This window comes from Microbulbifer sp. ALW1 (genome assembly GCF_009903625.1).
Taxonomy (GTDB): Bacteria; Pseudomonadota; Gammaproteobacteria; order Pseudomonadales; family Cellvibrionaceae; genus Microbulbifer.
Genome location: NZ_CP047569.1, coordinates 4,459,457 through 4,485,957, shown reverse-complemented (window position 1 = coordinate 4,485,957; position 26,501 = coordinate 4,459,457). Strand labels below are relative to the sequence as shown.

The following is a 26,501-nucleotide window of genomic DNA, read 5'->3' as shown; positions in this document are numbered from 1 at the left end:
ATTCCGGCCGTTTATTCGTCAGGCGCTGAGACGCTGGGCACCGGTAATAAAACCCACCAGATCCCGCGGCGATACTTCGTCAATGGCGACATCGGCGATGCTCTCACCGCGCAGCAACACCACCGCGCGGTCGCAGGTTTCCATCACGTGCTGCATGTTGTGGCTGATCAGCAGTACCGCGACGCCCTGGGAACTGATCAGTCGTATCAGCTCATTCACCTGCGCGCTCTGCTCCACGCCGAGTGCTGCGGTGGGTTCGTCCATGATCACTACATCGGCACCGCTGTTGACCGCGCGTGCTATGGCCACGGCCTGGCGCTGACCGCCAGATAATTTCTTGATCGCCTCACTGAGATCGGGAATCCGCGAATTCAGGCGTTGTAGCGAACGGCTGGCGGTGGCTTGCATGGCGCTGTCATCCAGCCAGCCGAAAAATCGCAGCAGCGGATTTTTGGACAGGACCTCCCGGTTGAGAAACAGGTTGGCGGTGATATCGAATTCCGGAATGACCGCGAGATCCTGAAACACCGTTTCAATACCCAGGTCGCGGGCATCCTGCGGCGAGGCGATTCTTACGGCATTGCCGTTGACCTGGATTTCGCCACTGTCCGGCGGGTGAATACCGGAAACGCAGCGCACCAGGGTCGACTTGCCCGCGCCGTTGTCGCCGAGCAGTGCGACCACTTCGCCCTTGTTGATATTGAAGCTGACATTTTTCAGCGCCTGAATGCCGCCAAAGCTTTTGGAAATATTCCTGACTGTGAGTGCGGGTTGTTTCAGCAATTCGTTACTCATTTCTGCTGCTCCTTCACACCGATGGCCACGGCGACGATCAGGATCAGTCCGCGGGCAATCATTTGTTCGTTGGTGGAGAATCCGGAAAGAATCAGGCCGTTGTTGATCAGCCCCATCAGCCAGGAGCCGATTACCGCACCGAGAATGGACGCGCGGCCGCCGAACAGACTGGTACCGCCAATGGCGACGGCGGCAATTACGGTCAGCAGATCCGCTTCGCCCAGGGTGTAGCGCGCGCCGTGTAACCGGCCGGCGTAAAGCAAACCGGCAATGGCGGCGGAGGTGGAGGCAATCACCAGTGAGGCAATACGAATTTTTACCGTGTTGATGCCCATGGCGCGGGCGCCGCTCTCATTGCCGCCGACCGCCAGCAGGTGACGACCGTAGCGCAGCTTGCGCAATACTACATAGCCAATCAGCGAAGCCACTATGGTCCAGATCAGCAGCACGGAAATGGGCCCGAAGCTACCGGAGCCAAACAGGAAATTGAAACTGCTGTCGATGATGGGCACGGATTCCAGATTGGTAATCTGGCGTGAGACACCGGTGATAACCCCCATGGTGCCCAGCGTAATCAGCAGTGAGGACACTTTCAGCCACTCGATCAGCAGACCATTGATCAGGCCGATGACCACACCTACCAGCAGCGCCCCGCACACGGCTACCGGCATGGGCACCAGCTGCATCAGCACCGCCGCGACCAGCGCGGATAGTGCCACTACCGAGCCGATAGACAGGTCGATGTGTCCGCCCGCCAGTGCAAAGGTCAGCCCGATAGCCATGATGGTGATGGGGGTGGTCTGGCGAATGATGTTCATAAAATTCGCCAGCGAAAAAAACGCTGATTCGTGCAGGGTTACGGTAAAAAACAGTAACACCAGAAAGAAAACGTAATAGACAAAGTATTCCCTGCGAATGAGGGTGCTGGCAGAAAGCCAGCTAGTGGACTTCAGCGAAGAGAGCATGCTTCGACCCCGGTTGAGAGTTGTTATATTTGTTTGTTGACGCGAATATCGGGCGTTCTAAAAATTACTGCAGGGCCTTGTCCAGCAGTATCGGCAGTTCCGTGCGATAGGCGCTACTCCAGATACTGCGGATATTTTCCCGCTGTACCTTATCGAAGCCGACGACCGAGAAGGCCGGTGCCGGCTTCTTGAGAAGTCCATAGACGCCAAGTCGCGCCATGGCCTGTCCTATCTCAAAGGGGCGGTCAGCAATGGTGCCGTACATACTGCCGTTCATCGCCATGTCCACCAGATTGTTTACCCCCAGGTCGTGGGTAATCACCTTGATGTCGCCGCGACCCATGGATCGCAGACCTTCGATAACACCCTCTGCGGCCGCATCCCAGGCCACATAGATGGCTTTCAGTTCCGGGTGTTGCAGCACCATGGCGGCGGCGATGTTGGAAGTTTCACTCTCTTTGGTGAAACCGCGTTCCACCGCAATGTTGATCTTGTCGGTGCCTTTGCGCCCTTGCTGAACCGTGTCGCGGAACGCCTGATCGCGATTATTGGTAATGAAGTAGTCGGCATCGTGATAGATGATACCGATGGCGCCTTGGCCGCCGATGGCGTCGCGGGTCATCTCTGCCGCCGCCACACCCATGCCGCGCATATCATCGGTGACAATGCCCACATAATCCTTGCCCGGGGCAAAGCCGCGAATCGGGTTGGAAAGCAGAACCAGCTTGCTCCCTTGATCCACGGCCGCGCGATAACTGTTGGCGGCGCTGGTGCTGTCGATCACCAGTGACAGCACGATGTCCGGCTTTAGTGCCATGACATTTTCGATATCTGCTGCCTGTTTCGCTGGATCGTACTGGGCGTCTGTTTCGGCCACGACCTCGATACCCAGTTGCGAGAAGGTTTGTTTCGCGCCCTGGGTCAGGGCGTTAACCCAGTTACTGGAGCCGTGCCACACCAGTGCCGCCTTGAAACGTTTACCGCGCTGCTGGGCCAGGCGGTGCACTTGCGCGACTTCCTCCGCACTCAATAGCGTTTTCTGTTCAGCGTTCACCGCAATATTGCCCAGTGGGCCGCGCAGGGGCGTTTCGGGTTGCGTTTCAGGCTGAGCGGGTGCGGCTAGTGCCAGTTGGCTGGCAAGCAGCAGTGGGAGAATCAGCTTTTTATACATAGTTGTTATTTTCCGGCGTCGTTGGTGTCGCACCCGGAGTCCCGAGATGCGCTGCCGCGGCCTGTCCCTGTGACTCAGTTGTGGCTTTGTTTTTGTGGCTTTGTGCTTGTGTATGTCGAGCCAATATTGGCGAAGCCTGTTTTTCAAGTCAAACAAATTGACTAAATACGTTTGGGCTTTTATTCTGCGGTTAATTTGCGATACATGCGGCCAACTGGGGATCCTTGTGCACAAGATGAGCACTGCGATCCGATGACGCATTACTAGAGGAAGGGAGAGCAGCTTGAGAGGCAATAATTCCAAGCAGAGCAAAACATCGAACCTGCGTCTGGTGCTGAACCTGATCACCACCGCCAGGCCCATTTCCCGTGTGGAAATTGCGCGGCGTACGGCGCTCACCAAACAGACGATTTCCAATCTGACCGATGAGCTGGCCGGCGCGGGGCTGATTCACGAAACCGGAATTCGCCGTGAGGGGGTTGGCAAACCGTCAAAAATGCTCGACCTGAATCCTGAGGGTGCCTATAGCATCGGCTTGCGGGTAAAGGCCGGCGGTGTGGAAGCCGGGCTCTACAATATTGCCGGCGAAGCCATGGAGGTGCGGCAGTTCCCATTAACCGAGCAGAATCCGGAGGTGCTGGCAGAGACTCTGGCGCAGGTGGTTGAGGCTTGCCTTCAGCGGGTAGCAATAGCGCGCGACCGAGTGCTGGGGGTCGGCCTGGTGTTACCACCGCCGAAGTCGTTCAGCCGCGATCCGCGCAAGGCGGGTCACCAGGGAGTTTTGAGTGACCAGCATATTCAGCAGGTGCGTTCCCAGTTGGTGGAAAAAACCGGTTTGCCGGTAGCCTGTGAAAATGTGGCCGCGGCCGTGTCGGCGTCGGAAATGCTCTACGGCGCGGCGCGGGATCTGCAGAGTTTTGTGTATATCCATCTCGGTGACAGTCTGGAGGCGGGGATTGTGTTCAATCGCCAGTTGTTTGGCGGTTACAACGGCATTTCCGGTCGCCTCGGGCATGTCATTGTCGATCAGCGGGGTGGTCAGTGTGTGTGCGGCAACCATGGCTGCCTTGATCTGTACGCCTCCCTCGGCTCACTGGCAAAGACGCTGGGACGCAAGATCAAGCCGGGACAGGACTGGTGGGAGATTCTCGCGGATCCGGAAAAACACAAAGCGGTACTGGAAGACTGGTTCCAGCAGATGAGCGAGCCCATGCGCATCGGTTTCAATATGGTAGAGAACCTGGTTAACCCGCAGACGGTGATTCTTGGTGGGGACATTCCCGACTGGTTCATCGATCAGTTTATCCGCCGTCTGCGCCCGTTTATCCCCTCGGTATCCCAGTACGGTGAGCGCGACATTCCGCGGTTTATCCGCGCCCCAAAAATGGAAAACATGGCCCTGCGGGGCGCCGCGACCCTGCCCATTTACTCGGCAATCAGTTCCGAAGGGGCCGGTGGTATCGACATCGACGGGGTGGGGCAGGTGACCGAGCTTCAGGAGTTGGTATACGCATAGTGCGCCCTCCGTGGGCGCCCCCCTGACCGGGTGACTGTCACTCCTTTCTGTAATTCCCATTTCTTTCCGGCCGTTCTTCGACCCGGCCCGTCACGCGTCGATTAACACTCGCAATCGGTGAAAAATTAATAAGTAAAATTGTTTGACATAATATTAGTCCAATGCATAGACTAATTTCAGCTCGATAACGCTGGAAATCCAGCCGACCCAGGGGGTATGCGGGGGGAGCTTGGCTTTGCTTCATAAAAATAAGAGGACTCACCATGTCAGTCAGTTTGAAAACAGCCATTCAACACGCCAATAAACTGGCCCTGCGTTACGGCTCCATCAGCGCCCTCGCGCTGGCTGGTATCGCCGCGCCGGGCTTTGCCCAGGATGCAACACTGGAAGAAATTCAGGTCACCGGTATTCGCGGTAGTTTGCGCAGCGCACTCGACAGTAAGCGGGATGCCGATGCAGTCATCGACTCGATTTCCGCCGAGGACATCGGCAAGTTCCCGGATAAAAATATTGGTGATGCCCTGCAGCGCGTGCCCGGTGTCACCGTGGTGCGCGGCTTTGGTGAAGTGAATGGTGTGACCATTCGCGGCACCGCGCCACAGCACAGCGTGGTATTGCTGAACGGCCAGAATGTGGCCAGCGTGGGTTGGTTCGACCTGGGCGGCACCAACCGCAGCTTCAACTTCGAACTGCTGTCTGCCGAGCAGATCTCCGGCATGGACGTGTATAAATCTGTGGATGCCAGCCTGAACGAAGGTGCCCTGGGCGGCACCGTCAACCTGCGCACACGCAAGCCACTGGAAATGGACGAGTTCACCGCGACGGCTTCTGTGGAAAATGGCTACAGCGAAGCGGGTGAAGACTGGTCGCCGTCTTATTCCGGCCTGGTGAGCTGGAAAAACGCCGACTCAACCTTCGGTGTGCTGGTTGCCCACTCCGCCGAGCAGCAACATGTGATGCGCGAAACCCTGAGTTCTTTTGCGCCGCCCTACGATCACGTACCGGACTCCAATGGCGATTCCCACAATATGACTTGGGGTATGGCCTCGATTCTATTTGATGAGGAGCGCGAGCGTGCGAGCAGCCAGTTCACCATGCAGTATTCGCCCTCTGATGCACTGACGTTCTCCCTCGATTACAACCTGTTCACCCTCAACAACGACCACGTAAACACTGCGCTGTTCGCGATCCCGGACTTTAACGGTGCCTACCTGGATGCGGATTCTGTCGTGACCAACGGCTTCGGTGCTGTGACCAGTGCCACGGTGGTGCCGGGCAACCTAACCGACGGCGGTGTGCCCTTCTTCAATAACTCGGTTCTGCGCAAGCCCGAGATGGAAACCGACGCCCTCAACCTGAGCATGGAGTACGAGGGCTCTGGCTGGCGCTCCCAGGTCGTTTACGGTCGCTCGAATGCGGACAGCTTTACCCCGCAGACCAGTACCTGGTGGGGAGACCTGAGTGATCGCGCGAGCACCGGTTTCAGTTTTGATCTCGCGGACGCGCACGAGATTGTGCCCACGGACCCGGATTATGTGACCGACCACAGTCGCATGCAGCTGTTCCAGGAATTCACTTTTCTCGACAACATTCGCCAGAATGAAATCGAGTACTTCCAGGCGGACTTTGCCATTGACGTCAGCAAAGGCATTTTCACCACTGTGGATACTGGCCTGAAATTCCAGGATCAGATGTACCTGGGGCGCGTGGACAACCGCGATGTGGATCTGGCTGCGGCCATGGCGGAAGGCCTGAGCCTGGCAGACTTTAATGGCGGCGTGGTTTCCGGACTGCACGGCCAGGAAGGGCGCCAGGGTACCCTCGACAGCTTTGCTGTGATCAGCGGTGAAATCTGGAATTACGGTTATGCCAACCGCGCTGACAGTGTCACCGTAACCAGTGATTTCTCCATTACCGAGGAAATCTCCGCGGCTTACGCCAAAGCCAACTTTGAAGGCGATGGTTTCCGCGGCAATATCGGTCTGCGCCTGGTGGATACCGATGTGCTGTCGGAAGGCCGTATTGCCGGTAAGCCGGCCAGGGGTGAGCGCAGCTATACCAATATTCTGCCGAGCGTAAACTTCGCCGCGGATATCAGCGAAGATCTGTTGTTCCGCTTCGCCGCCGGTTCCACCGTATCCCGTCCGGATTACGACGATATGCAGATGGCTTCCACCGTCGCCATCAACATGGGTACCGCGACCATCGGCAGCCCGGATCTGGACCCCTACAAATCTGATAACTACGACATGGGAGTGGAGTGGTATTTCACAGATGCTTCAGTAGTAGGTGCAACCCTGTTCCACAAAAACATCAGTAATTACATCGAGCTGACCACCGCGATGGAGGCACTCGATGGTTGCTCCCAGACCTGTCAGGTAACCCGTGCGCGCAACGTCGGCACGGCGGATATTTCCGGTATTGAGCTGCAGTACCAGCACGATCTCGGCAATGGTTTTGGTGTGCAGGCCAACTACACCTACACCGATAGCTCGGTGACCAATTCCGCGGGTCAGGAAGTGGATGTGGATGAGGTATCCCAGAATTCCTACAACCTGTCCGGTTACTACGAGAATGATCTGATCAGTGCCCGCATTGCCTACAACGCCCGTGATGGTTGGCATGGCAATTACAACAACAGTGGTACCGAAAGTCGTTACGACGACTACGACCAGGTAGATGCCTCGCTGATCTGGCACGCCATGGATAACCTGGATATTTCCCTGGAGGCGGTGAATATCTTCAACGAGCCGCTGGTGCAGCGTCTGCCGACCTATGGTGTTATCCACAGCGTGGATGAGTTTGGTGCGCGCTACTTTGTGGGTGCCAGCGTGAAATTCTGATCCGGGCGTTTTGCGCAAGGGCCGGGTGCTGTCCCTTGTCAGCACCCGGCCAGCAATAGTTCACCTTGTATTTGCCAGCATCGATTATGGCGCCGGTGGGGAAACCCGCCGGTCTTTTTACGTTAGGCGCAGCGTCAGTTGTGCCTGATTCCTCTTCTCGTCCATCTCGCTACATATCCACGTCTGCCGATAGCTGCCCCTGACCCCGCCTCCGGCTAACGGGCGGTTTCCCTCGCCAATTTTTTATTCACCCAGGGGGGACTATCCCCGCGGATCAATCGTCTTCCCAATTAGATAGGGCTGATCCCTGGCGACTTTTTGAGTCCGCAGGCGCGTCTCTATTCTTTAGCGGTTGGAATTTAAACAAAAACCAATAAGAGCCGCCGAGGTAGCTCCAGTGACGTTCTGTCGGAGACCGTCGACCGCGGCGAAAAGCGAAGAGGGAAATCCAAATGTTCAAACGCACGAAACTGTCCGGTGCTGTGGTGGCGGCCATCGCTTCCATGACCTGCACGCCACATTTGTTCGCGCAGGAAAATACCACCCTGGAAGAAGTGACGGTGACCGGTATACGCGCGTCCATGGAGCGCGCCATGGATATCAAGCGTGACTCCGCCGGTGTGGTGGATGCGATCTCTGCCGAGGACATCGGCAAATTCCCCGACACCAACCTGGCGGAATCCCTGCAGCGGATTAGCGGTGTGTCGATCAATCGCGTAAACGGTGAAGGTTCTGAGATTACCGTGCGCGGCTTTGGTCCGAGCTTCAACCTGGTAACCCTGAACGGTCGCCAGATGCCCGCCTCCAGTGTGTCGATGGTTGGTGGCGACCAGTCCGTCGAGGAAAACAGTGATGCCGGTACCGGCCGCTCCTTCGACTTCTCCAACCTGGCGTCCGAGGGCGTCGCCGGCCTTCAGGTATACAAAACCGGTCGCGCTTCTTCACCCACCGGCGGTATCGGTGCGACGGTGAATATCAATACGGTGCGGCCGCTGGATAACCCGGGTATTCAGGCTTCCCTGGGCGTGAAAGGTATGCACGATACCGGAGTGAATTTTGAGGGCGACGATATCACCCCGGAAACCTCCGGGTTGTTTAGCTGGAGCAACGCCGAAGAAACTTTTGGCGTGGCCCTGTTCGGCTCTTATCAGGAGCGCAACGGTGGCGCCCGCAGTGCGACCGTAAACGACTGGGATATCCGCACCGGTGCCTCGATCAATGACGGCTCCAGTGAATTTGTCGGTAATGACACGGTGATCAACAACGCGCCCGCCGATGACCAGCTGGTAGCCGTTCCCAAAGACAGCCGCTACCACGTCTCCACCAATCAACGCGAGCGTACCAACGCGCAGCTCACCATGCAGTTCCGCCCCCGTGAAGACCTGACCCTGACTGCCGATGCGCTTTACGCCAATAACGAGCAGACCGAGCAGCGGGTTGACCAGGGTAACTGGTTTAATGCTATCCGCAGTGAAATGACCTTTGACGGCAACTCCACTGTCGCTACGCCGCTGTATCAGTACCAGGATATTCCCGGTGATGTAAAAGACCTCAGTTTTGAACAGCAACTTCGCTCTACCGAGAATACGCTTCAGTCTTTCGGTTTCAATGCTGACTGGGATGCCAGTGACGACCTGAGTTTCCGTTTCGATGCCCACAGCTCGAAATCTGAATCAAATCCCAATGGTCCCCTGGGCACCAGCTCCATCCGCTTTGGTATTGGCGCATTTGTGGTAGATGGACACTCCCTCGATGTCAGCAGTGGCTTCCCGGTTGCGGACATCATCGTCAACGACGATCACTACAACGGGAATGGCCAGATCGATGCCAATGAACTGGCGACCTCGGTAGCGCGCACTACCACCGCCAGTCAGGAACACCAGATTGATCAGTTCGCGGTGGATGGCAGCTGGGAGTTCGACAACGGTCGTATCGATTTCGGTTTGAGTTCTATCGCGTCGGAAATGACCCAGCAGAATATGCGTACCACCCAGACGCTGGGTGGCTGGGGTAACCGCAACCCGGATGTGCCCGCCGATCTGGTGGAAGCCTTCTGCATGACTTGCATGTTTGATGATTACAATCCCGGCAGCGACGGGATCACGGCGTATCGAGGCAACGCTGGCCAATTGTATGCCGCGCTGGCAGATCCCTGGACGGCGGAAAATATTGACACGCAAATCTATAACGTGGTGGAAGAAGATATCCAGTCGGCCTATTTCCAGTTCACTCTGGATGGTGAGCTGGGAGATTTCCCGACCCAGCTGGTGATCGGTACCCGCTTTGAACAGACCGATACCACCTCCACTTCACGGGTCTATATTCCGTCCAATATGGTGTGGAAGTCGGACAACGATTTTGAGCGCAGCCTGTCGGACAATGTGCTGCCGGTCAGCCTGGACGGAAAGTACAACAACCTGCTACCCAGTCTGGATTTCTCCATCGACTTACGCGAAGACCTGAAAGGCCGCGTGTCTTACAGTAAAACCATCGCGCGCCCCGACTACTCGGCAATTTTTTCCTCGGTTTCTGCGGAAAAACCTTCCGGGCCCACCGCGCTTGGCATAGTACCCGTCGGCAGTCGCGGCAACCCGGAACTACTGCCGCTTGAGTCGGATAACTTCGATCTCTCGGTCGAGTGGTACTACGGTGATAGCAGTTATGTATCGGCTGGATTCTATGAGAAACGGGTTGCCAACTTTATCGGCGACGGCAAGTTCCGTGAATCCCTGTTCGATCTGCGTGACCCGAGCTCCGGCGCCCCCGGTACCCGCTCTGGCGACGCTCTGGCAGCCCTGGAAGAAATGGGCATAGATGCCAGCGAGGCGCATCTGTTCACCATGACCGCATTGATCGATAACTTCGGTGTTGCCGATGCGAAAACCATGTTCGAAGGTGAACTGGTGGACGGTAACCTGCCTCAGGGTTACGTAGACCAAATCCTCACTGAATACGATGTGGTGGCGAATGCGGATGATCCCTTCTTCGAATTCGATGTGACCTCCAAGGTCAATAATCGCGAAGCCAAGATCCATGGATTTGAAGTTGCGGCGCAGCACTTCTTTGGTGAAACAGGCTTCGGGTTACAGGCAAATCTCACCACGGTGCGCGGTGATGTCGGCTTCGACAACGGTGCCGACCCCACGGCAACCCAGTTCGCACTGCTCGGCCTGAGTGACAGTGCCAACCTGGCGGTGATCTACGAGAACTTTGGTGTTTCCGCGCGGCTCGCCTACAACTGGCGGGATCAGTTCCTGTCTCAGGTAAACCGCGGCGCTTCCAACAACCCGGTCTATGTGGGTGAGTACGGACAGCTGGATATGAACATCAGCTACGAGGTGAACGACAACCTCACCGTATTGTTCGAAGGGCTGAATCTCACCGAGGAAAGCCTGGAACATTTCGGGCGCGATGAGAGTAATGTGTGGTTTGCCCAGGAACTGGACGCTCGCTATCTGATCGGCGCTCAGTACAAGTTCTGATGCCCATCGGCAGCGTAAGCTTGCCAGGAAGAAGCGAGGGGCCGCTGCAACTGCAGCGGCCCCTTTCTGCGTTGTAGCGATACCGTGCTAGAAAAATAAAAGATAGAACAATAAAAGACAGGTGAGAGTCATGAGCCAAACAACATTGTTGGACAACGTCAACCATCACGATTTGAAAATCATTACCGAGCATGGCGCCCGATTCGGCGACAACGTCAACCAGGTACTGACCTTTCCCTCTGAGTACGCGGATGTGCATCGGGAGTATCCGATTCTGTTTCACCGCGATAGTGCCAGCGGTGACTACCAGTCGATCGCCCTGCTCGGGCTGGCGCGGGACGAAAACCTGTTTCTGGATGAATCAGGCTGGGACGCCAATTACGTTCCTGCGGTAATTGCCCGCGGCCCTTTCCTGATCGGGCTGCACGGTGATTCGGGTGAGCCCATGATCCATGTCGATATGGATAGTCCGCGGGTGAACCGGTCACAGGGCCAGGCCGTTTTTCTTACCCATGGTGGTCATTCGCCTTATCTCAGTCGGATCAGTGAGATTCTCCAGCGGATTCATCGTGGGGTAGCCGGGAGCGCGGACATGTTTGCCGCCTTTACAGCCTGTGACCTGATCGAGCCGGTAAAGCTGGAGCTGCAGCTCAACGATAATGAGCGCTATATCATCGATCACTTCAGTACCATCAGCGGGGAAAGAATGGCGGCCTTGACCGGTGCGCAACTGGAATCGCTGAATCGCCAAGGATATCTGCAGCTGGCATTTTATGTACTCGCGTCACTGGGAAATACTCCCCAACTGATTGAGCGGAAGAACCGCCGTAGTGTGGCAATGGTTAGCTAGGGTTCGAAAAAACAAAAATATTCGGGATCACCATGATTGAAATAAAAAACAAAGTACCCGTGAAAGTACCCGTGATCGATGGTTCTGACCTGACGCAGCTCCCACTGCAGCAGCTGCTGGATGCCGATAAGCCTGTGGTTATGAAGGGCTTCGCCCGCAACTGGCCGCTGGTGCAGGCTGGACTTGAATCACCGCAGGCGGCAATGCGTTACCTGGAGCAGTTTTACAACGGGTCTCCGCTTGTGGCCTATATCGGCGCTCCGGAAATTGACGGGCAATTCGGCTATAGCGCCGATTTCAGCGGGCTTAACTTTTCCAGTGAGCGAATTTCGCTCAGCGATTTTCTTCAGCACGTCGAGAATAATCTCGATGAAGACGCGCCTCCCTCTTTTTATATCGGGTCCACCACCGTAGATGCCTGCCTGCCGGGCTTTCGCGCTGGTAATGACCTGCTATCGCGATGCGAGCCGCTTGACAGGTTCGCTCCGCTCGCCAGTATCTGGCTGGGCAACCGCACCCTGGCCCGGGCGCACTTTGACAAGTCCCACAATATCGCCTGCTCACTGGTAGGTCGACGCCGCTTTACGCTGTTTCCACCGGACCAGGTGGCCAACCTTTACCCCGGGCCGCTGGAACTCTCGCCGGGTGGGCAGGTGGTGAGTATGGTGGATTTTCGCAATCCGGATTACACGCGTTACCCGAATTTTGCTGAGGCATTAAATGTGGCCCAGGTGGCGGATCTTGAACCGGGCGATGTACTTTTTTATCCGGCACTCTGGTGGCATCAGGTGGAAGCACTTGCACCATTCAACGTCATGATGAATTACTGGTGGAGCCCATCGCCCGCGTTTATGGATACCCCGATGCATACCCTGCTGCACGGTATTCTAAGCCTGCGCGACAGACCGCAAAGCGAGAAGCTGGCCTGGCGCGCCCTGTTCGACTACTACCTTTTCGGCGATGCGGAATTGCCCCGGGCCCATTTGCCGGAACATGCACGCGGTGCCCTGGCAGAATTGGATACCCTGAGTGCACGCCGACTGCGGGCGCAACTACTGCAGCGCCTGAATCGTTGATCAGGGGCGGGAGAAACTGACATGAAAAATCACACCGTAAAAAAAGTCGTCATTGCCGGCGGTGGCACCGCCGGCTGGCTTGCCGCTGCCGCACTCTCCAGACAGCTGGGTTCACTGATCGAAGTAGAGTTGGTGGAGTCGGACGCAATCGGCACCGTTGGAGTAGGGGAGTCTACGATTCCGACCATCTGCTCTTTCCACGCGCTGCTCGGGATTGATGAAGCGGAGTTTATGCGCGCGACCCAGGCCACCTTCAAGCTGGGGATCGAGTTCGAAAACTGGGGGCGAGATGGCGATCGCTATGTGCACGGTTTCGGGCAGCTCGGCAAAGCTACCTGGATGGGCGAGTTCCACCAGTTCTGGCTGCACGCGAAAAGCCTCGGATTTGGTGGCGATATTGGTGACTACTGCCTGGAAACCCGGGCACTCAACCATCGCAAGTTTGCCACCTCGAAAAACCCGGTGCTGAACTACGCCTACCACCTGGACGCAACCCGCTACGCCCAGTTTCTGCGCCGTCATTGCGAAGTGCGCGGCGTGTCGCGCACCGAGGGAAATATTCGAGAAGTGTGCCGTGATAAGGAAAATGGCTTTATCCAGTCGCTGCTGTTGGAGGACGGAAGGGAAGTGCAAGGGGACCTGTTTATCGACTGCACGGGTTTCCGCGCACTGTTGATCGAGGATGCCCTGCACTGCGGGTTCGAGGACTGGGGACACTGGCTGCCCACGGATCGCGCCTATGCCGTGCAGTCACAGGCGGTGGAACCGGCACGCCCGAACACCCGCGCCATCGCCCACAGTGCCGGCTGGCGCTGGCAGATACCGCTGCAGTCGCGTATGGGTAATGGCATGGTTTTCTGTAGTAAATACCAGTCTGACGATGAAGCGCGTGCGGCATTTCTGGCAGAAATCGACGGCAAGCCACTATTCGATCCGCGCCTGATCCGCTATCGCGCCGGTTGCCGGAAGAAGGCCTGGGAGAAAAACTGCATTGCCCTCGGCCTATCCAGTGGGTTTGTGGAGCCGCTGGAGAGCACCAGCATTCACCTGATCATGATCGGCATTACCCGTTTGCTGCAGTTGTTCCCCTTCGGCGGCATTGCGCCGTCCCTGCAAGACCGCTTCAACCAGCAGTCTCGCGACGAACTGGAGAAGGTGCGGGACTTCGTGGTGCTGCACTACAAGCTGACCGAGCGCGAAGACAGTGCGTTCTGGCGCTATTGCAAACACATGTCGGTGCCGGATTCCCTGGCCGAGCGCATCCAGCTGTTTCGCGAAAGTGCCCAGGTGCACCGCAATGCCGACGAGCTGTTCCGCCCCGACAGCTGGGTACAGGTAATGCTTGGCCAGCGCCTGTATCCACAAAGCTACCACCCCATGGGGCGGTTGATGAGTGAGGTGCAGTTGCGCCAAGCGCTGGACGGGCTGAAAAGCAATATCCACAGGGCTGTGGATAAGTTGCCGGAACACCAGGCTTTCATCGAGCGCTACTGCGCCGCGGCCAGTACAGCAGAGATCGCTTAACCCGCCACCGGCCTGACAGGCGGGCCAGGTATTACATTCGGGGATCGGCTATTTGCACATAAAGAAAAGCCGGCGCAAGGCCGGCTTCAAGCAGAGATACGATGAGAGAGTTCGATCACCACACGCTGACACTGCGAGCGCGATCTAGGGGAACTGTACTGTTTGACGGTGCTCTGTCGCTTCCGTTCCCTTCCCGGCACACTTTTTTTTAAAATTTCGTAAAAAAACGCCGATTGAGCCCCATTTCTGGCGCGAATCTTCCCATTATGACCAACCAGTGGTAGTTTTTTCCGCTTGTGGTGACCCGATTGCCGTTCGTTTCATGAAGGGCGGCACAAAAACAGACAATAAGAGGATGCGCGGGCAACCCCGGAGAAGTATTCGTATCCAATAAAAATCAAGAAAAACACTGGGGAGCGAATAATGGCCGATCTGGTAATCCTGGCGGCGCCGGGTATGGGCGCTGTGGACGAAGGCTTTGCCGAGCCGCTGTTTCAGGCACTCAAGTCTGCCCTCGGCGACGACTGGTCCCGCATCCACGCCGAACCCATCCTGTGCCAGGCACACCTGCAGCCGAACCTGGAGCGGGTGTTCGAAGCCATGCAAAAGCGCGATATGGACTACCTGCGCGCCCGCAAATTCATGCTTTACGGCCTCGCCGAAGCTTCGTCTCAGCTGGCTGACATAGATCAGCGCGGTGGCAACTACGACAAAACCCAGCAGGCCATCTACCAGACCTTCGAACACGCCGCCAAAGCCACCAGCGACAACGCCCCGGTCATCCTCCTCAGCCACTCCATCGGCTGCAGCATCCTGTCGAACTACCTGTGGGACGCCCAGCGCGCCACCATCAACCACGGCATCTGGCGCGACGGCGGCCCCAAAGGGGTCCACAAAGGCTCCGCCAAAGACCTCTTCCTGCGCGGCAAAACCCTCGCCCACTGGTACACCCTCGGCGCCAGCAACCCCCTGTGGACCGCTGCCATGGCCCGCGACCAGATCCAGGCCGTCACCTCCGACACCCGCGGCTACAACTTCCGCTGGAAAAACTTCTACCACCCCGACGACCTCTTCGGCTGGCCTCTCAAACCCCTCAGCCCCTCCTACAACCAGGCCGTCTACCGCGACTTCGAGACCCGCCCCCTGGCCGACTGGAGCGCCGCCAGCTGGGGACCACAGCTGGTCTCCCACGACGGCTACTGGCAGAGTGAGCTGGTGCTGAAGACGCTGATTGAAGATGTGAAGGAACTGCTGAAGAAGTCCACCGCACGCAGACCTAGCCCTTTGCAGCGGGCGACGGCGGCCGCTATATAGACCACAAAAGTTCAAAGCGAAGGCGCCGATACCGGGTAAGGGCTTGTGAGACCTTCTGCGAGAGGGACCTCGCAGAAGAGCCCCCATGGATGGGTTAACGGGGGGGCGCCTAGCTCGTGTCTCGCAAGCCCTTACCCGGTAGCGGGGCCGCCACCGATCTGGATTCGTGGGTACCTCTGCCATTTAGTCCAACCACCTCAGGACGTTATACTCGGCACCGAAGACAAAACAGGTACTCCCATGGCTCTGCAATTTCACTCGGTTCCCGTCACGCCCTTCCAGCAAAACTGCACCCTCCTGTGGTGCGACGACAGCAAGCGCGCGGCCGTAGTTGACCCGGGTGGCGACGTTGACCGCATCCTCGCCGCCGTCGAAGAGCGCGGTCTCAAACTGGAAAAAATCCTCCTCACCCACGGCCACCTCGACCACGTCGGCGGCACCAAACCCCTGTCCCGCGACCTCAAACTGCCCGTAGAAGGGCCCCAGGAAGCCGACCAGTTCTGGATCGAAAAAATCGAAGTCCAGGCCCAGATGTACGGCTTCCCCCCGGTCGAAACCTTCACCCCCGACCGCTGGCTCAAAGACGGCGACACCGTTACCGTCGGCGATGAAGTGCTCGAAGTCGTCCACTGCCCCGGCCACACCCCCGGCCACGTCATTTTCTTCCACCGTGCCAGCAACCTGGCCCTGGTTGGCGATGTGCTGTTCGCAGGCTCCATCGGCCGCACCGACTTCCCCATGAGCAACCACCAGGACCTCATCGACTCCATCACCAAAAAGCTCTGGCCCCTGGGCGACCAGGTGAAATTCATCCCCGGTCACGGCCCCATGTCCACCTTTGGCCAGGAACGCCAGACCAACCCTTTTGTTGCCGACAAACGTTTTGGTTGATTCAGCGCGGGTTCACCGCCGGGAAGTTTGAATAAGGCCGTACAACCGGCGGAAAAAAAGATGAAAACCTGGAAACTGTTAACGCTGCTCTCACTCCCAGCCTGGCTCATACTGTCCAGCGGCTGCGCCGTCATTTCTGAAAACGAATGCCAGGCCGGGCTCTGGTATGAGCGCGGTATCGAAGACGGCGCCCGCGGCCGCAGCCAGGCAACGGTGTATCAGATAGCGCAGAAGTGTCACGAGTACGGCGTGCGCACCGATACCGACGCCTGGATGCGCGGCTACGAAGAGGGGGTAGAGCGCTACTGCACCCCGGAAAACGGGTTTGTTGTCGGGCGCCGCGGACACAACTACGAAGGTGTGTGCACGGGTCCTACCGCCGACCTGTTCATGGTCAACTACGAGCGCGGCCTCGCGGTCTATCAGGCCGAGCAGCAGTACGCTGCACTGGAAAACCAGTACAACGATGTGGAGCGTGAAGTGTACCGGGTGGAAAAGGCCCTCGATGAGGCCGAGACCAAAGAGGAAGCCCGCGCACTGCGCAGCCAGCGCCGCAGCCTGCTGCGGGAAATGCGCCATCTGGAAGCTGAGATGATGCGGTTTGGCGGCTTTGGTGCTTTCAATCCGGCCCTGTTTTACTGATATTCATCCGCAGTTTCAGTGGTGAATGTTAACAAGGTGTATATATGGCAATCTGGCACGGTAACCCGACACTCGACGCAGTAAACCAGAGCATGGGCAATTGCATGCCCACCTATCTCGGTATGCAGATTACGGAAATTGGTGACGACTATCTGGTGGGCACCATGCCGGTTGAAGACCGCACTCGTCAGCCGTTTGGCATTCTTCACGGTGGCGCCAGTGTGGCACTGGCGGAAACCCTGGGTTCCATGGGCGCCAACATGGTGGTGGATAACAGCAAGTTTTACTGTGTCGGTCAGGAGATTAATGCCAACCATCTGCGTCCGGTACCCGAGGGCACGGTAACTGCCAAGGCGACCGCCGTGCACCTTGGTCGCTCCAGTCAGGTGTGGGAAATTCGTATTCACGATCCCAAGGGCAAACTCAACTGTATCTCCCGGATCACCATGGCGGTGGTGCCGGTTCCCTCCCAATAAACTTCGCAGTAGTTCGATCGTTATGCCGGCCAGCGGGGAGCTATTTACCTTCGAAGAGGTTTCCTACCGTTTGTTGCGCTCTCCCCGGCGCAAGCGGTTGGGGCTGGTGGTGACAGAGCGCGGCGCTGAGGTGCGTATTCCCCAGCGCTGCGCGGAGCGCCACGGCCATCAATTCCTGCGGGACAATATCCAGTGGGTGCGCGAGCAGTTGTCGCGCGCGGCACAGCGCGAGTCCCAGGTTCCCGATCATCACTTTTCTTTTGGCGCACACTTTCCCTGGCTGGGGGACTCCCTGGAGCTGGATCGCGCGGCCTGTGCGGCAGACGCGGGTATCCGGGATGGCTATATCCAGCTGTACAGTCGCAGTCGCGCACCGGATGAGGTGCAGATCCAGGCAGCTTTACAGAAGTTGTATCAGCGTGAGGCGTTGGCGCTACTCTCCGGCAAGTCGCGTTATTTTGCCGGGCTGCTGGGGCTGGAATTTGCATCGGTAAAAGTGCGGCGCACGCGCAGCAAGTGGGGCCACTGCACCATTCGCGGTGAGTTGCAGTACAACTGGCTGGTTTGCCTGGCACCGGAGCCCGTTGTGGATTATCTGGTTATCCATGAGGTCTGCCACTTGCGACACCACAACCACGGCCGGGAATTCTGGGCGCTGGTGGCAAGTTTATGTCCCGACTACAAGCGGCTGCGGCGGTGGTTGAAGGAAAATGGCCACCGGCTGCGGCTGTAATTTTCTGCTGGTTTTTCCGCACACAACCCAGCGCAAGTTTCTACTTATCGCCGCCAATCTGGCGTAAACTGCGAAAATCATTTTTAAGGCAAGCCGGTATGGAATTGGAACCTCTCGGAGACGACTTTGAGGAAAACTGCGACCGCTTCCTGCCCGAGGCAGTAGAGCAGGGTTGTGTGTGGGCGTTGGAAGGGGAAGATGGGTTTGCCCTGTGTGAATCGGAGCGCCATGCCGATACCGATGTCATGCCCTTCTGGTCCCAGCGGGAGTTCGCCGAGGCCCACGTGGCCGACGACTGGGCGGACTATCAGGTGGTGCCGGTGGATCTCGAAGAATTTATGGACGATTGGCTCACCGGTATGCACGAAGATGTACTGCTGGTGGGCATCAACTGGAATGCAGAGCTCGAAGGGGAAGAAATCGAACCCCTGGACCTGCTGGAACAGCTGGAGCAGGAGCTGCAATAGTTCTGAGTCAATCCTGCTCAAAATACAGACAACAAGAAGCCGGCGCCAGTGCCGGAAATAATGCTCCGCTAGGAGGTCTGAGGTGAGTCAGTTTTTGGGGTTACGCACTGTCATTTACGGTGTGAGTAACATAGAAGAAGCCAAGGCGTGGTATACCGCGTTGCTCGAGGTGGAACCGTATTTTGAGGCCGAGTGTTATGTCGGCTTCAACATCGGAGGTTTCGAGCTGGGACTGGATCCAGATGCGCGCAACGTCACCAGCCGTGCCGACGGCGTGGTGGCCTACTGGGGTGTTGAGGATATCGCTGCCCAGGTGGAGCGGATCAATGGACTCGGTGCCCGCCAGCATGGCGAAATTGTCGATGTGGGGGAGGGAATACTGATGGCCAGTTTCCTGGACCCGTTTGGCAATGTCTTCGGGTTGATCGAAAACCCACACTTCAAACTGACACCCACCCCGATCCCAACCATGGGCCACTCGGATTGAGCCCTTTGAAAGCAGTTTTGGAGCAGTAACGTGAGCAAGCCCCCCGCCAACCGGTTCCGTCCTTCCGATCACAGCTTTGCGGCGGAGAGCCTGGCGCAGATCGGCCGCGGCTATGTGGTGCCGGACCGGGTGGCACTGATCACCGGCTGTTCCAGTGGTATCGGCCGCGAACTGGCGCTGGCACTGCACAGCCGCGGCACCATCGTCATCGCCACCGCACGCCGCGCCGAAAGCCTGGCGGAACTGGCGGATCTGGGCATTGCCACCGAGGCCCTGGACGTGAACTCTCAGGCGGATATCAACCGTGTGGTACACGCCATCAAAACCGCCTACGGTCGCCTGGACATCCTGATCAACAATGCGGGCTACGGGCAGATGGGCCCGCTGCTGGAACTGGACACCCGCGTGCTGGAGGCCCAGTTCCGCACCAATGTGTTTGCCCCCATGGCCCTGGCGCGGGCCTGTGCGCCACTGCTCAAGTCGCGTCGTCACGGCATCATCTGCAATATCGGTTCGGTGTCCGGGGTCCTGCCCACGCCGTTCTCCGGTGCCTACTGCGCCTCCAAATCCGCCCTGCACACCTTGTCTGACGTGCTGCGGTTGGAACTGAAGCCATTTGGCATCCGTGTGATTACGGTACAGCCTGGCGCCATTGCCTCGGAATTTGGCCGCCATGCGGAAACCTCACTGCGCGGTATGCTGGCACCGGACTCCTGGTACAAGCGCAGTGAAGATTCCGTAAGGGCACGGGCGGTGGAGTCCCAGCAGAACGCCACCCTGGCGCGGGACCTGGCCAAGCGCCTGGCCGCCGAGTTACTGCGCAAGCGCCCGGCAACGCTCCTCAGAATCGGCAACAAAAGCCGCCTGCTCCCCTGGATGGCCCGCTGGCTGCCCCGCTGGCTGCGCGACCGCCTGCTGTCCAAACGCTTCGGCCTAAAGCGTCTGCAGTTTTCCAACCAGTAACTCTGTTCATAATCCGCGCCACAAAACACTGCGACAGGCATCCAACCACAAATCCACTATGTTTGTGGTTAGCCCAACGATTTTCTGTGGGCCGAAACAGATCTGGAATTCTGTCCCGCTATGGCCCTCGACCAGATAATCATCCTTGTCATTATCGCCGTCACCATTGTCCTGTTTATCTGGGGCCCCTGGCGCCACGATATGGTGGCCCTGGCATCGTTGCTGGCCTGTGTGTTCACCGGGCTGATCGAGCCGGAAGATGCCTTTACCGGCTTCGGCCACCCCGCCGTAGTGACCGTGGCCTGCGTACTGATTTTGAGCCGGGGGCTGCAGAATACCGGCGCCATGGACGCGCTGGCGCAGAAAGTTGTGCCCAAGAAGGGCAGTATCACCCTCGCCATTGCCGCACTTACCGCCCTTGGTGCCGGCATGTCCGGGTTCATGAACAATGTCGGTGCCATGGCCCTGCTGATGCCGGTGGCCACGGATCTGGCGGATCGCTACCAGCTGCCTCCCGGAAAAGTCCTGATGCCCTTGTCCTTTGGCACCATTCTCGGCGGCATGACCACCCTGATCGGTACCCCACCAAACTTGATAGTCTCCGGCTTTCGCGCCAGTGCCGGTGCGGGCAGCTACGGCATGTTCGATTTCACCCCGGTGGGGTTGGTGGTGGCGCTTGTGGGGGTGTTGTTTGTCGCCTTGATCGGCTGGCGGCTGGTACCGGCGCGCACCCAGGCGGGGGCGGGCACCTTTGATACCGGCACTTATCTCACCGAAGCCCTGGTGGGTGAGAAGAGCGCGGCCATCGGCAAGTCGCTGGCGGAGCTGGTGAAAATGATCGGGGATGAGGATGCGCAGGTGATCGGCCTGGTACACAACAACGCGCGGGTATCCACCGCGATGCCGGGGCTGCGGGTGCGCGCGGGGGACCTGCTGGTGATCGAGGCAGAACCGGAATCCCTGTCTTCGGTGCTGTCGAGCCTGGGGCTGACCCTGGCGGCAGACCCGGAGAGTGGCGAGGCCGACAGCAAAGACAAGGAAAAACAAGCGAACGGGCAGGCGGGCGAAAAAAGAAACGGTAACGGCAAGGACGGAGCTGGCGGGGACGCCGAGGCCGACAAGGCTAGTGAGAGGGCGCCCGCGCCCGCGTCGGCGCCCACTGGTACGCGCAAGCTGGTGGATATCGACGAGGTGGAAATTCCCCCCGAGCTGACGTGCGAACGTGTCGCCCCGGAAAGCCCGACGCCAGTGTCTGACGAAGCGAGTGACGGTAAGCGAGAGAAAAAAGAGTCTGAAGAGAAGCGCGCCAGGGATAAAGCGGATCTGGTACTGCGCGAACTGGTGGTACTGCCGGATTCCTACCTGATTGGCCGCAGTGCGCAAAACCTCCGGCTGGCGGGGCGTTACGAGATCAACCTGCTGGCGCTTTCCCGCCAGGGGCGCCGCTCGGTGAAGCGCCTGCGCTCGACGCCGCTGATGGCCGGGGACGCGTTGCTTATGATGGGAACCGAAGAGAACCTGAGTAACTTTGCCAACGAGCAGCGCTGCGTACCACTGGCACAGCGAGACATCACCATTCCCAACAAGGAAAAGGCCTATGTGGCGCTGGTGGCCATGGCGCTGGCGGTGGCCGGTGCTGCTTTCGGCCTGTTGCCGGCGGCCATTTCCTTTGCCACCTGCGCCCTCGCCTTTATGGCACTGAAGGTGGTGCCCCTGCGCAATGTGTACGAGGCGATCGACGGCTCGGTGATTGTGTTGCTGGGTGCTTTGATTGCGGTGGCCGAGGTGATGGACTCCTCGGGGGCGGCGGACGTGGTGGCCAAATCGATGCTGGACAATCTCGCCCAGGGCAATCCGGTCATCGCGCTGGTGTTGATCCTGGTGGTTACCATGACCCTGTCGGACTTTATGAACAACGCGGCTACGGCCGCGGTGATGTGCGCTATTGCACTCAGCGCGGCAGGGCAGCTGGATGTGAACCCGGACAGTTTTCTGATGGCAGTGGCCATTGGGGCTTCCTGTGCCTTCCTGACACCCGTGGGGCACCAGAATAACACCCTGATCCTGGGCCCCGGCGGTTTCAAATTTGGCGACTACTGGCCCATGGGGTTGCCCATGGAGATACTGGTGATACTGGTTTCCGTACCCATGCTGCTGTGGGTCTGGCCGCTGTAAACTGTGTAATTCGCCGGTTGGCGTCGTTAGGCAACGTCGTCATCCGGTGACTGTGCCAGATCCGCCAGATACTCGCCGCAAAAGCGCAGGGCATCGGTTACGGTGATGATGCCCGCCAGTTCTCCGTCTTTCATCACTAGTACCGAGCCGATACCGGTATCTGCCATCGCCAGCAGAATTCTGTCCAGTGGGTCATGGATGTCTGCGATATAGGGGCGCCGGGCACACAGGTCGCGCACATACAGTTGCTGTTCTTCCAGGCGGTGGCCGGGAGACTGGGCCCTTTCGATGTCGCCCCGGGATATGATGGTTTCCAGGTCGCCGTCGCGGGTAACCGGTAGGTGATGGACGCCGTGTTCCTCCATCAGCGCCTGTGCCGCCTCGATCGAGGCATCAATATCGATATGGTAGGGAAAGGGTGTCATCAGTGCCGCCAGGGTCGGCATATGATGGATATCCCGCACTTTTGTCATGGCTATGTTCCCCCGTGGCTGGATTTACTGCGGTATTTACCGTTTAGACAAGAATAGAATAGCGAGGCGTTGTGGGCCGGGGCAGAAATGTCGCCAATAGCAGTTAAAAAATATAAAGCCAGTTGGCTAGCGGCGGACAAATCAGTATTATGCGCACCCTCAGGGGCTGCGCTTTATATAGCCCGGGCTTTAATATCTGCCCCCCGTTGAAATATCGGCCGTCGACCTCATTAATAGTGATTTCGAATGGGTCCGATAAAAACTCTTAATCGTCGTCTGCTCGAGTTGTTGCCTACTTTGCTTTAGGACAATCGGACTTTAGGTCGCGCGAGCATTGCGATGCGGATATATCCGGCGGGGTAGGGAAGGCTTCCAAGGGATATAAAGCGCACTCCGATAATCACCATGAATGTACCCGCGGGCGAACGAATATATCGTTCGACATATGGGTGGCTGAACATATGTACGGTAATTCGGAAATTCGGTGAATCGTTTGCCCCCGAATAACGTCCGTTGGATATGGATATATTTCCGAGTGGGTTTGTCTATTTGATATAGGCCGGTATATAGCGCCAAGCCTGCCTGGCTCGCGCTGAATCCCCGCAGGATCATTTACTCACCGGTATTGGCCGGCGAGCCACGAATTACAATACTGGCGATTAATCGCCAGCAACACACGATCGAAACAACATAACTTGATTGTTACAGAGGCTCCACAACCATGTTTCAGGAATACGACCAGATTGAACAGCAAATCGCTGAGCACCAGGCCAAAATCGAAGAGCTGCAAGAGCAGAAGGCCAAAGCAGAACGTAAAAAGCAGGGCGTAATTGCCTTTGATAAGGCGCTGATCAATCTGGCGGCGGAATATGAAGTAGAAGAAGAAGAGTTCTACTCGGTTCGCGGTGAGCAGATTGTTGACTGGCTGGTCGGTCAGTTGGGTGAGGAAGACGCACCGGATTACGTACGCACCCTGAAGGCCCGCGTTGCCCGCGCGCTCAAGCGTGAAAGCGAGGGCGGTCGACGCACCACCCGCCGTGTGGCAGCGACTTCAAAGCCGGCAGAACCGAAACTGGAAACCGGTCACTACCGCAACCCTTACACCAATGCCACCATCGAGAAGAAAAAGCGCAATCCCAAGCAGTTGAACCAGTGGGTTGCTGAGCATGGGCTGGAAAAAGTGCAGTCCTGGAAAATCTGATTTCCCTGCTCGATAAGATCCCGATTCCGGCGGCTGCGGCCGCCGGAATACTTTTTCCTCTTTTGTATTCCCTTTTTTGTACTCCCTTTTTTATATTTCCTTTCATCGCTTTATCGCCGAATTGTTTTTTACCGCGCGTTCTGCCCGTATATCGTATCCCACCTGATTTTGGACGCGGCGTATTTCTTCCCTTGTGCGGTGCAACTCCTTTCTTTTTACGTCAATCGGTGTTTTCCCGCGCTATCCACAAGCCGTTGCCGGGGGTTATCAACAATACTTTCCTAGATCTGAACGGTACGTATTAGTTTGTTGTTGATCGACAAGGAGTCGCCCGTGCCTGTGAGGCTAGTGCCACTGGGTGTCATTGCCCGCCATCCGCGTTTGCTCTCCGGGTTGTCATTACGCCTGTGGCATTCCTTGTGTCATTGTTTGTGCTTCTCACTGTGCCTCTCCCTTTGCCTGTTGCTTGGCGGGTGCGATTTTGGTGGCGATTCGGATCGCGACCCCAGCAGCCGCGCCCTGGGCAGTGGCAGCAGCAGCGGTTCCAGAAGTGGCAGTTCCAGTAGCGGCTCGGGCAGCAGTTCTGGTGCCGGTACCGGCCCGGAATTACGCGGCGAATTTATTGGTATTCAGGGGCTGCGTTTTGAGACCCCAAGCTTCTCCGGCGTGACCGACAGCAGCGGTACCTTTCGTTACCGCGCCGGGGAAGAGGTGTTCTTTTCCCTCGGCGGTATTGCGCTCGGTTCGGCAACGGGAGCGCCGGAACTGAATCCCTTTGATCTGGTGGATGCGGTGCCCTTTACCGAAGAGGCCGCTCTGCGCACCGCGCTGGAAAATCACCAGCGGGCGGATGTCCTGGATCTGGTGTCGAATATGATGCTGCTGTTTCTGACCCTGGATCGGGATCGGGACCTGGAAAACGGCATAGACCTCAGCGACTGGGATACGGATCTCGCCGATTACCGTTTGGACCTCGCCTACGATCTCTACGCCTTTCCTTTCCGCCGCGGCCTGGATTCTCTGCCTGCGATAAAAACCGCCTTTGATATCGATTACTGGGTGCCCTTGGAGGAACCGCTGGTTTATCTCTATGACGTCCTTGGTATTCTTGTGCCCACGCTGGTGCCAGTGCGCGAAACCCGTGATTTCGACGATAACAATACCATCGAGCAGGAAGTGCGCTGGGTGTATAACGATTTCGGGTTGCCGGAGGATATTCGCCTTACCTTTCTGCCGGACACCGCCAATACCTGGCGGGAGCGGTTGCTTTACGACTACGACAGCGTGGCGCGCCCTGTTTTCATGCTGCGGGAAACCGATACCAACGAAGATGAAACCATCGATTTTTTCTATCGTTCAGAGCGTTTCTTCAATGACAATGGTTTCCTGGTAGAAGTTATTGAGGAAGACGGCCAGCCATTACTGAGTGAGCGGCGGAATTATCGTTTCAATTATGACAAGGGCGGAAATAAAACCCAGTTTCGCTACCGCCAGGATATCAATGTGGATGAGATCTACGATCGCTTTTTCCGCATCGAAAACCGGTACGACGACGATGGCCTGCTGATTGTCCGACTGGAAGAATCGGATCTTAATGGCAATGGTTTGCTGGAGCGCCGTCGGCGTTTCGAATTTTTCTACAACTCCGCCGGTTTGTTGGTGGAGCAGTTGGATGAGTTGGATGATGGGGTAAGCATCGCCATAGACGAGGTGGTTGATGAGCGAATGGAGGCCACTTACCGCTACAGCAGCAGCGAGCGTTTACTGAGGCAAACCCTGCGCTTTGACGACAATGGTGACGACATTGTCGACCGTGAAAATATCTATCAATTTGCCTACCTGAGCAATGGTCAGTTGCGCGAAGAAGTGTGGGAGTCTGATGTCAACCTGGACGGCACCGCGGACTTCCGGCGCACTTTTGAATACCGCTACAACAGCGATGACAACCTTATTCGGGTTGAAATGTCGCTGGACGAAAATGGTGATGACATTCTCGAGGGCAGGTCGCTGACCGAATACCGTTACAACACGCGCGGGCAGTTGCGGGAAACCGAAATCACCACGTTCAACGGTAATGACGAGCAACAGAGCGTGATAACCATCACCCGGGTGTATGGATCACGCGGGCAACTGGAAAACTGGTATCGGGAAGGGGAAGGATTGACCGGTATCAGTAATACACCCTTGAGGCTGCGCTGGCGTTATCTGGAAATCGATGATGGCCTGCGCTATCTGATTGACCACTTCCGTTACCGTCAGCCCATGTACACCGAAGTGGGTACGCTGGACCTGAACCTGCCTTGCTGGAATTACCGTTTCGCCGAGGACGGTACCCTGTGCGCCCTGAGCTGGCCCCAGCAATGGCAATTGTACTGGGATGAATTCTGGAAAGCCCCGGGCGTTAATCTCGGTGGGCCCACGGTCATCAGGCCTTGACGGAGAACGGCGTCTTCTGCC

21 protein-coding genes are annotated in these 26,501 nt (G+C 57.4%); 17 read left to right on the top strand and 4 right to left on the bottom strand.

Annotated features, from left to right (window positions below):
* Window positions 1-18: 18 nt before the first annotated feature.
* The 3 genes from GRX76_RS18475 to GRX76_RS18465 all read right to left on the bottom strand — a co-directional run bounded on the left by GRX76_RS18475 (window position 19) and on the right by GRX76_RS18465 (window position 2,931).
* Window positions 19-795 (bottom strand): ATP-binding cassette domain-containing protein, encoded by a 777-nt coding sequence (locus GRX76_RS18475; protein WP_160154629.1) that lies wholly within the window; start codon window positions 793-795, stop codon window positions 19-21.
* Entirely contained in the window at window positions 792-1,760 is a 969-nt protein-coding gene (locus GRX76_RS18470) for an ABC transporter permease (RefSeq protein ID WP_160154628.1), read from the bottom strand. The genes GRX76_RS18475 and GRX76_RS18470 overlap by 4 nt, the downstream gene beginning before the upstream one ends.
* Window positions 1,761-1,824: 64 nt before the next feature.
* Entirely contained in the window at window positions 1,825-2,931 is a 1,107-nt protein-coding gene (locus GRX76_RS18465) for a substrate-binding domain-containing protein (protein ID WP_160154627.1), read from the bottom strand.
* Window positions 2,932-3,214: 283 nt separating this feature from the next.
* Here GRX76_RS18465 and GRX76_RS18460 point away from each other — a divergent pair, with 283 nt between their 5' ends.
* The 15 genes from GRX76_RS18460 (at window position 3,215) to GRX76_RS19325 (ending at window position 22,370) form a co-directional block, all read left to right on the top strand.
* On the top strand, window positions 3,215-4,447 hold the full coding sequence (locus GRX76_RS18460; RefSeq protein ID WP_160154626.1) for an ROK family transcriptional regulator: 1,233 nt from the start codon (window positions 3,215-3,217) through the stop codon (window positions 4,445-4,447).
* A 263-nt stretch (window positions 4,448-4,710) separates the two neighbouring features.
* A complete protein-coding gene (locus GRX76_RS18455; RefSeq protein WP_160154625.1) occupies window positions 4,711-7,290 on the top strand; it encodes a TonB-dependent receptor in 2,580 nt (859 codons plus the stop codon).
* A 452-nt stretch (window positions 7,291-7,742) separates the two neighbouring features.
* Window positions 7,743-10,772 carry a TonB-dependent receptor gene (locus tag GRX76_RS18450; protein WP_160154624.1) on the top strand — a complete coding sequence of 1,010 codons (3,030 nt, stop codon included), beginning with the start codon at window positions 7,743-7,745 and terminating at the stop codon, window positions 10,770-10,772.
* A gap of 130 nt (window positions 10,773-10,902) precedes the next feature.
* Window positions 10,903-11,622, top strand: coding sequence for a SapC family protein (locus tag GRX76_RS18445; protein WP_160154623.1), 720 nt, complete (start codon window positions 10,903-10,905; stop codon window positions 11,620-11,622).
* Window positions 11,623-11,654: 32 nt separating this feature from the next.
* Window positions 11,655-12,698: a cupin-like domain-containing protein gene (locus GRX76_RS18440; RefSeq protein ID WP_160154622.1), complete on the top strand. Its 1,044-nt coding sequence runs from the start codon at window positions 11,655-11,657 to the stop codon at window positions 12,696-12,698.
* Between the two features lie 21 nt (window positions 12,699-12,719).
* The gene (locus GRX76_RS18435; protein WP_160154621.1) at window positions 12,720-14,222 is read left to right on the top strand and encodes a tryptophan halogenase family protein; all 1,503 of its coding nucleotides are present in this window, start codon (window positions 12,720-12,722) and stop codon (window positions 14,220-14,222) included.
* A gap of 423 nt (window positions 14,223-14,645) precedes the next feature.
* The gene (locus GRX76_RS18430; protein ID WP_160154620.1) at window positions 14,646-15,536 is read left to right on the top strand and encodes a hypothetical protein; all 891 of its coding nucleotides are present in this window, start codon (window positions 14,646-14,648) and stop codon (window positions 15,534-15,536) included.
* A 240-nt stretch (window positions 15,537-15,776) separates the two neighbouring features.
* Entirely contained in the window at window positions 15,777-16,427 is a 651-nt protein-coding gene (locus GRX76_RS18425; RefSeq protein WP_160154619.1) for an MBL fold metallo-hydrolase, read from the top strand.
* A 60-nt stretch (window positions 16,428-16,487) separates the two neighbouring features.
* Entirely contained in the window at window positions 16,488-17,069 is a 582-nt protein-coding gene (locus GRX76_RS18420; protein WP_160154618.1) for a DUF2799 domain-containing protein, read from the top strand.
* A 44-nt stretch (window positions 17,070-17,113) separates the two neighbouring features.
* Entirely contained in the window at window positions 17,114-17,545 is a 432-nt protein-coding gene (locus tag GRX76_RS18415; RefSeq protein ID WP_160154617.1) for a hotdog fold thioesterase, read from the top strand.
* A gap of 22 nt (window positions 17,546-17,567) precedes the next feature.
* Window positions 17,568-18,278 carry a M48 family metallopeptidase gene (locus GRX76_RS18410; RefSeq protein ID WP_160154616.1) on the top strand — a complete coding sequence of 237 codons (711 nt, stop codon included), beginning with the start codon at window positions 17,568-17,570 and terminating at the stop codon, window positions 18,276-18,278.
* Window positions 18,279-18,376: 98 nt separating this feature from the next.
* Complete coding sequence (locus GRX76_RS18405; protein WP_160154615.1) at window positions 18,377-18,745, top strand: DUF2750 domain-containing protein; 369 nt, start codon at window positions 18,377-18,379, stop codon at window positions 18,743-18,745.
* 82 nt (window positions 18,746-18,827) lie between these two features.
* Window positions 18,828-19,232, top strand: coding sequence for a VOC family protein (locus GRX76_RS18400; RefSeq protein WP_160154614.1), 405 nt, complete (start codon window positions 18,828-18,830; stop codon window positions 19,230-19,232).
* Window positions 19,233-19,262: 30 nt separating this feature from the next.
* Window positions 19,263-20,195, top strand: coding sequence for an SDR family oxidoreductase (locus GRX76_RS18395; protein ID WP_160154613.1), 933 nt, complete (start codon window positions 19,263-19,265; stop codon window positions 20,193-20,195).
* An 84-nt stretch (window positions 20,196-20,279) separates the two neighbouring features.
* Entirely contained in the window at window positions 20,280-22,370 is a 2,091-nt protein-coding gene (locus GRX76_RS19325; RefSeq protein WP_255461872.1) for an SLC13 family permease, read from the top strand.
* Window positions 22,371-22,396: 26 nt separating this feature from the next.
* Here the strand turns inward: GRX76_RS19325 and GRX76_RS18385 are convergent, their stop codons facing one another.
* Window positions 22,397-22,843 carry a CBS domain-containing protein gene (locus GRX76_RS18385; RefSeq protein ID WP_236250465.1) on the bottom strand — a complete coding sequence of 149 codons (447 nt, stop codon included), beginning with the start codon at window positions 22,841-22,843 and terminating at the stop codon, window positions 22,397-22,399.
* A gap of 721 nt (window positions 22,844-23,564) precedes the next feature.
* On the opposite strand from GRX76_RS18385, the gene GRX76_RS18380 reads away from it, so the two are divergent.
* Together GRX76_RS18380 and GRX76_RS18375 are read left to right on the top strand one after the other, a co-directional pair.
* Entirely contained in the window at window positions 23,565-24,044 is a 480-nt protein-coding gene (locus GRX76_RS18380; RefSeq protein ID WP_160154611.1) for a hypothetical protein, read from the top strand.
* Window positions 24,045-24,377: 333 nt separating this feature from the next.
* Complete coding sequence (locus GRX76_RS18375; RefSeq protein WP_160154610.1) at window positions 24,378-26,480, top strand: hypothetical protein; 2,103 nt, start codon at window positions 24,378-24,380, stop codon at window positions 26,478-26,480.
* Window positions 26,481-26,501: the final 21 nt, after the last annotated feature.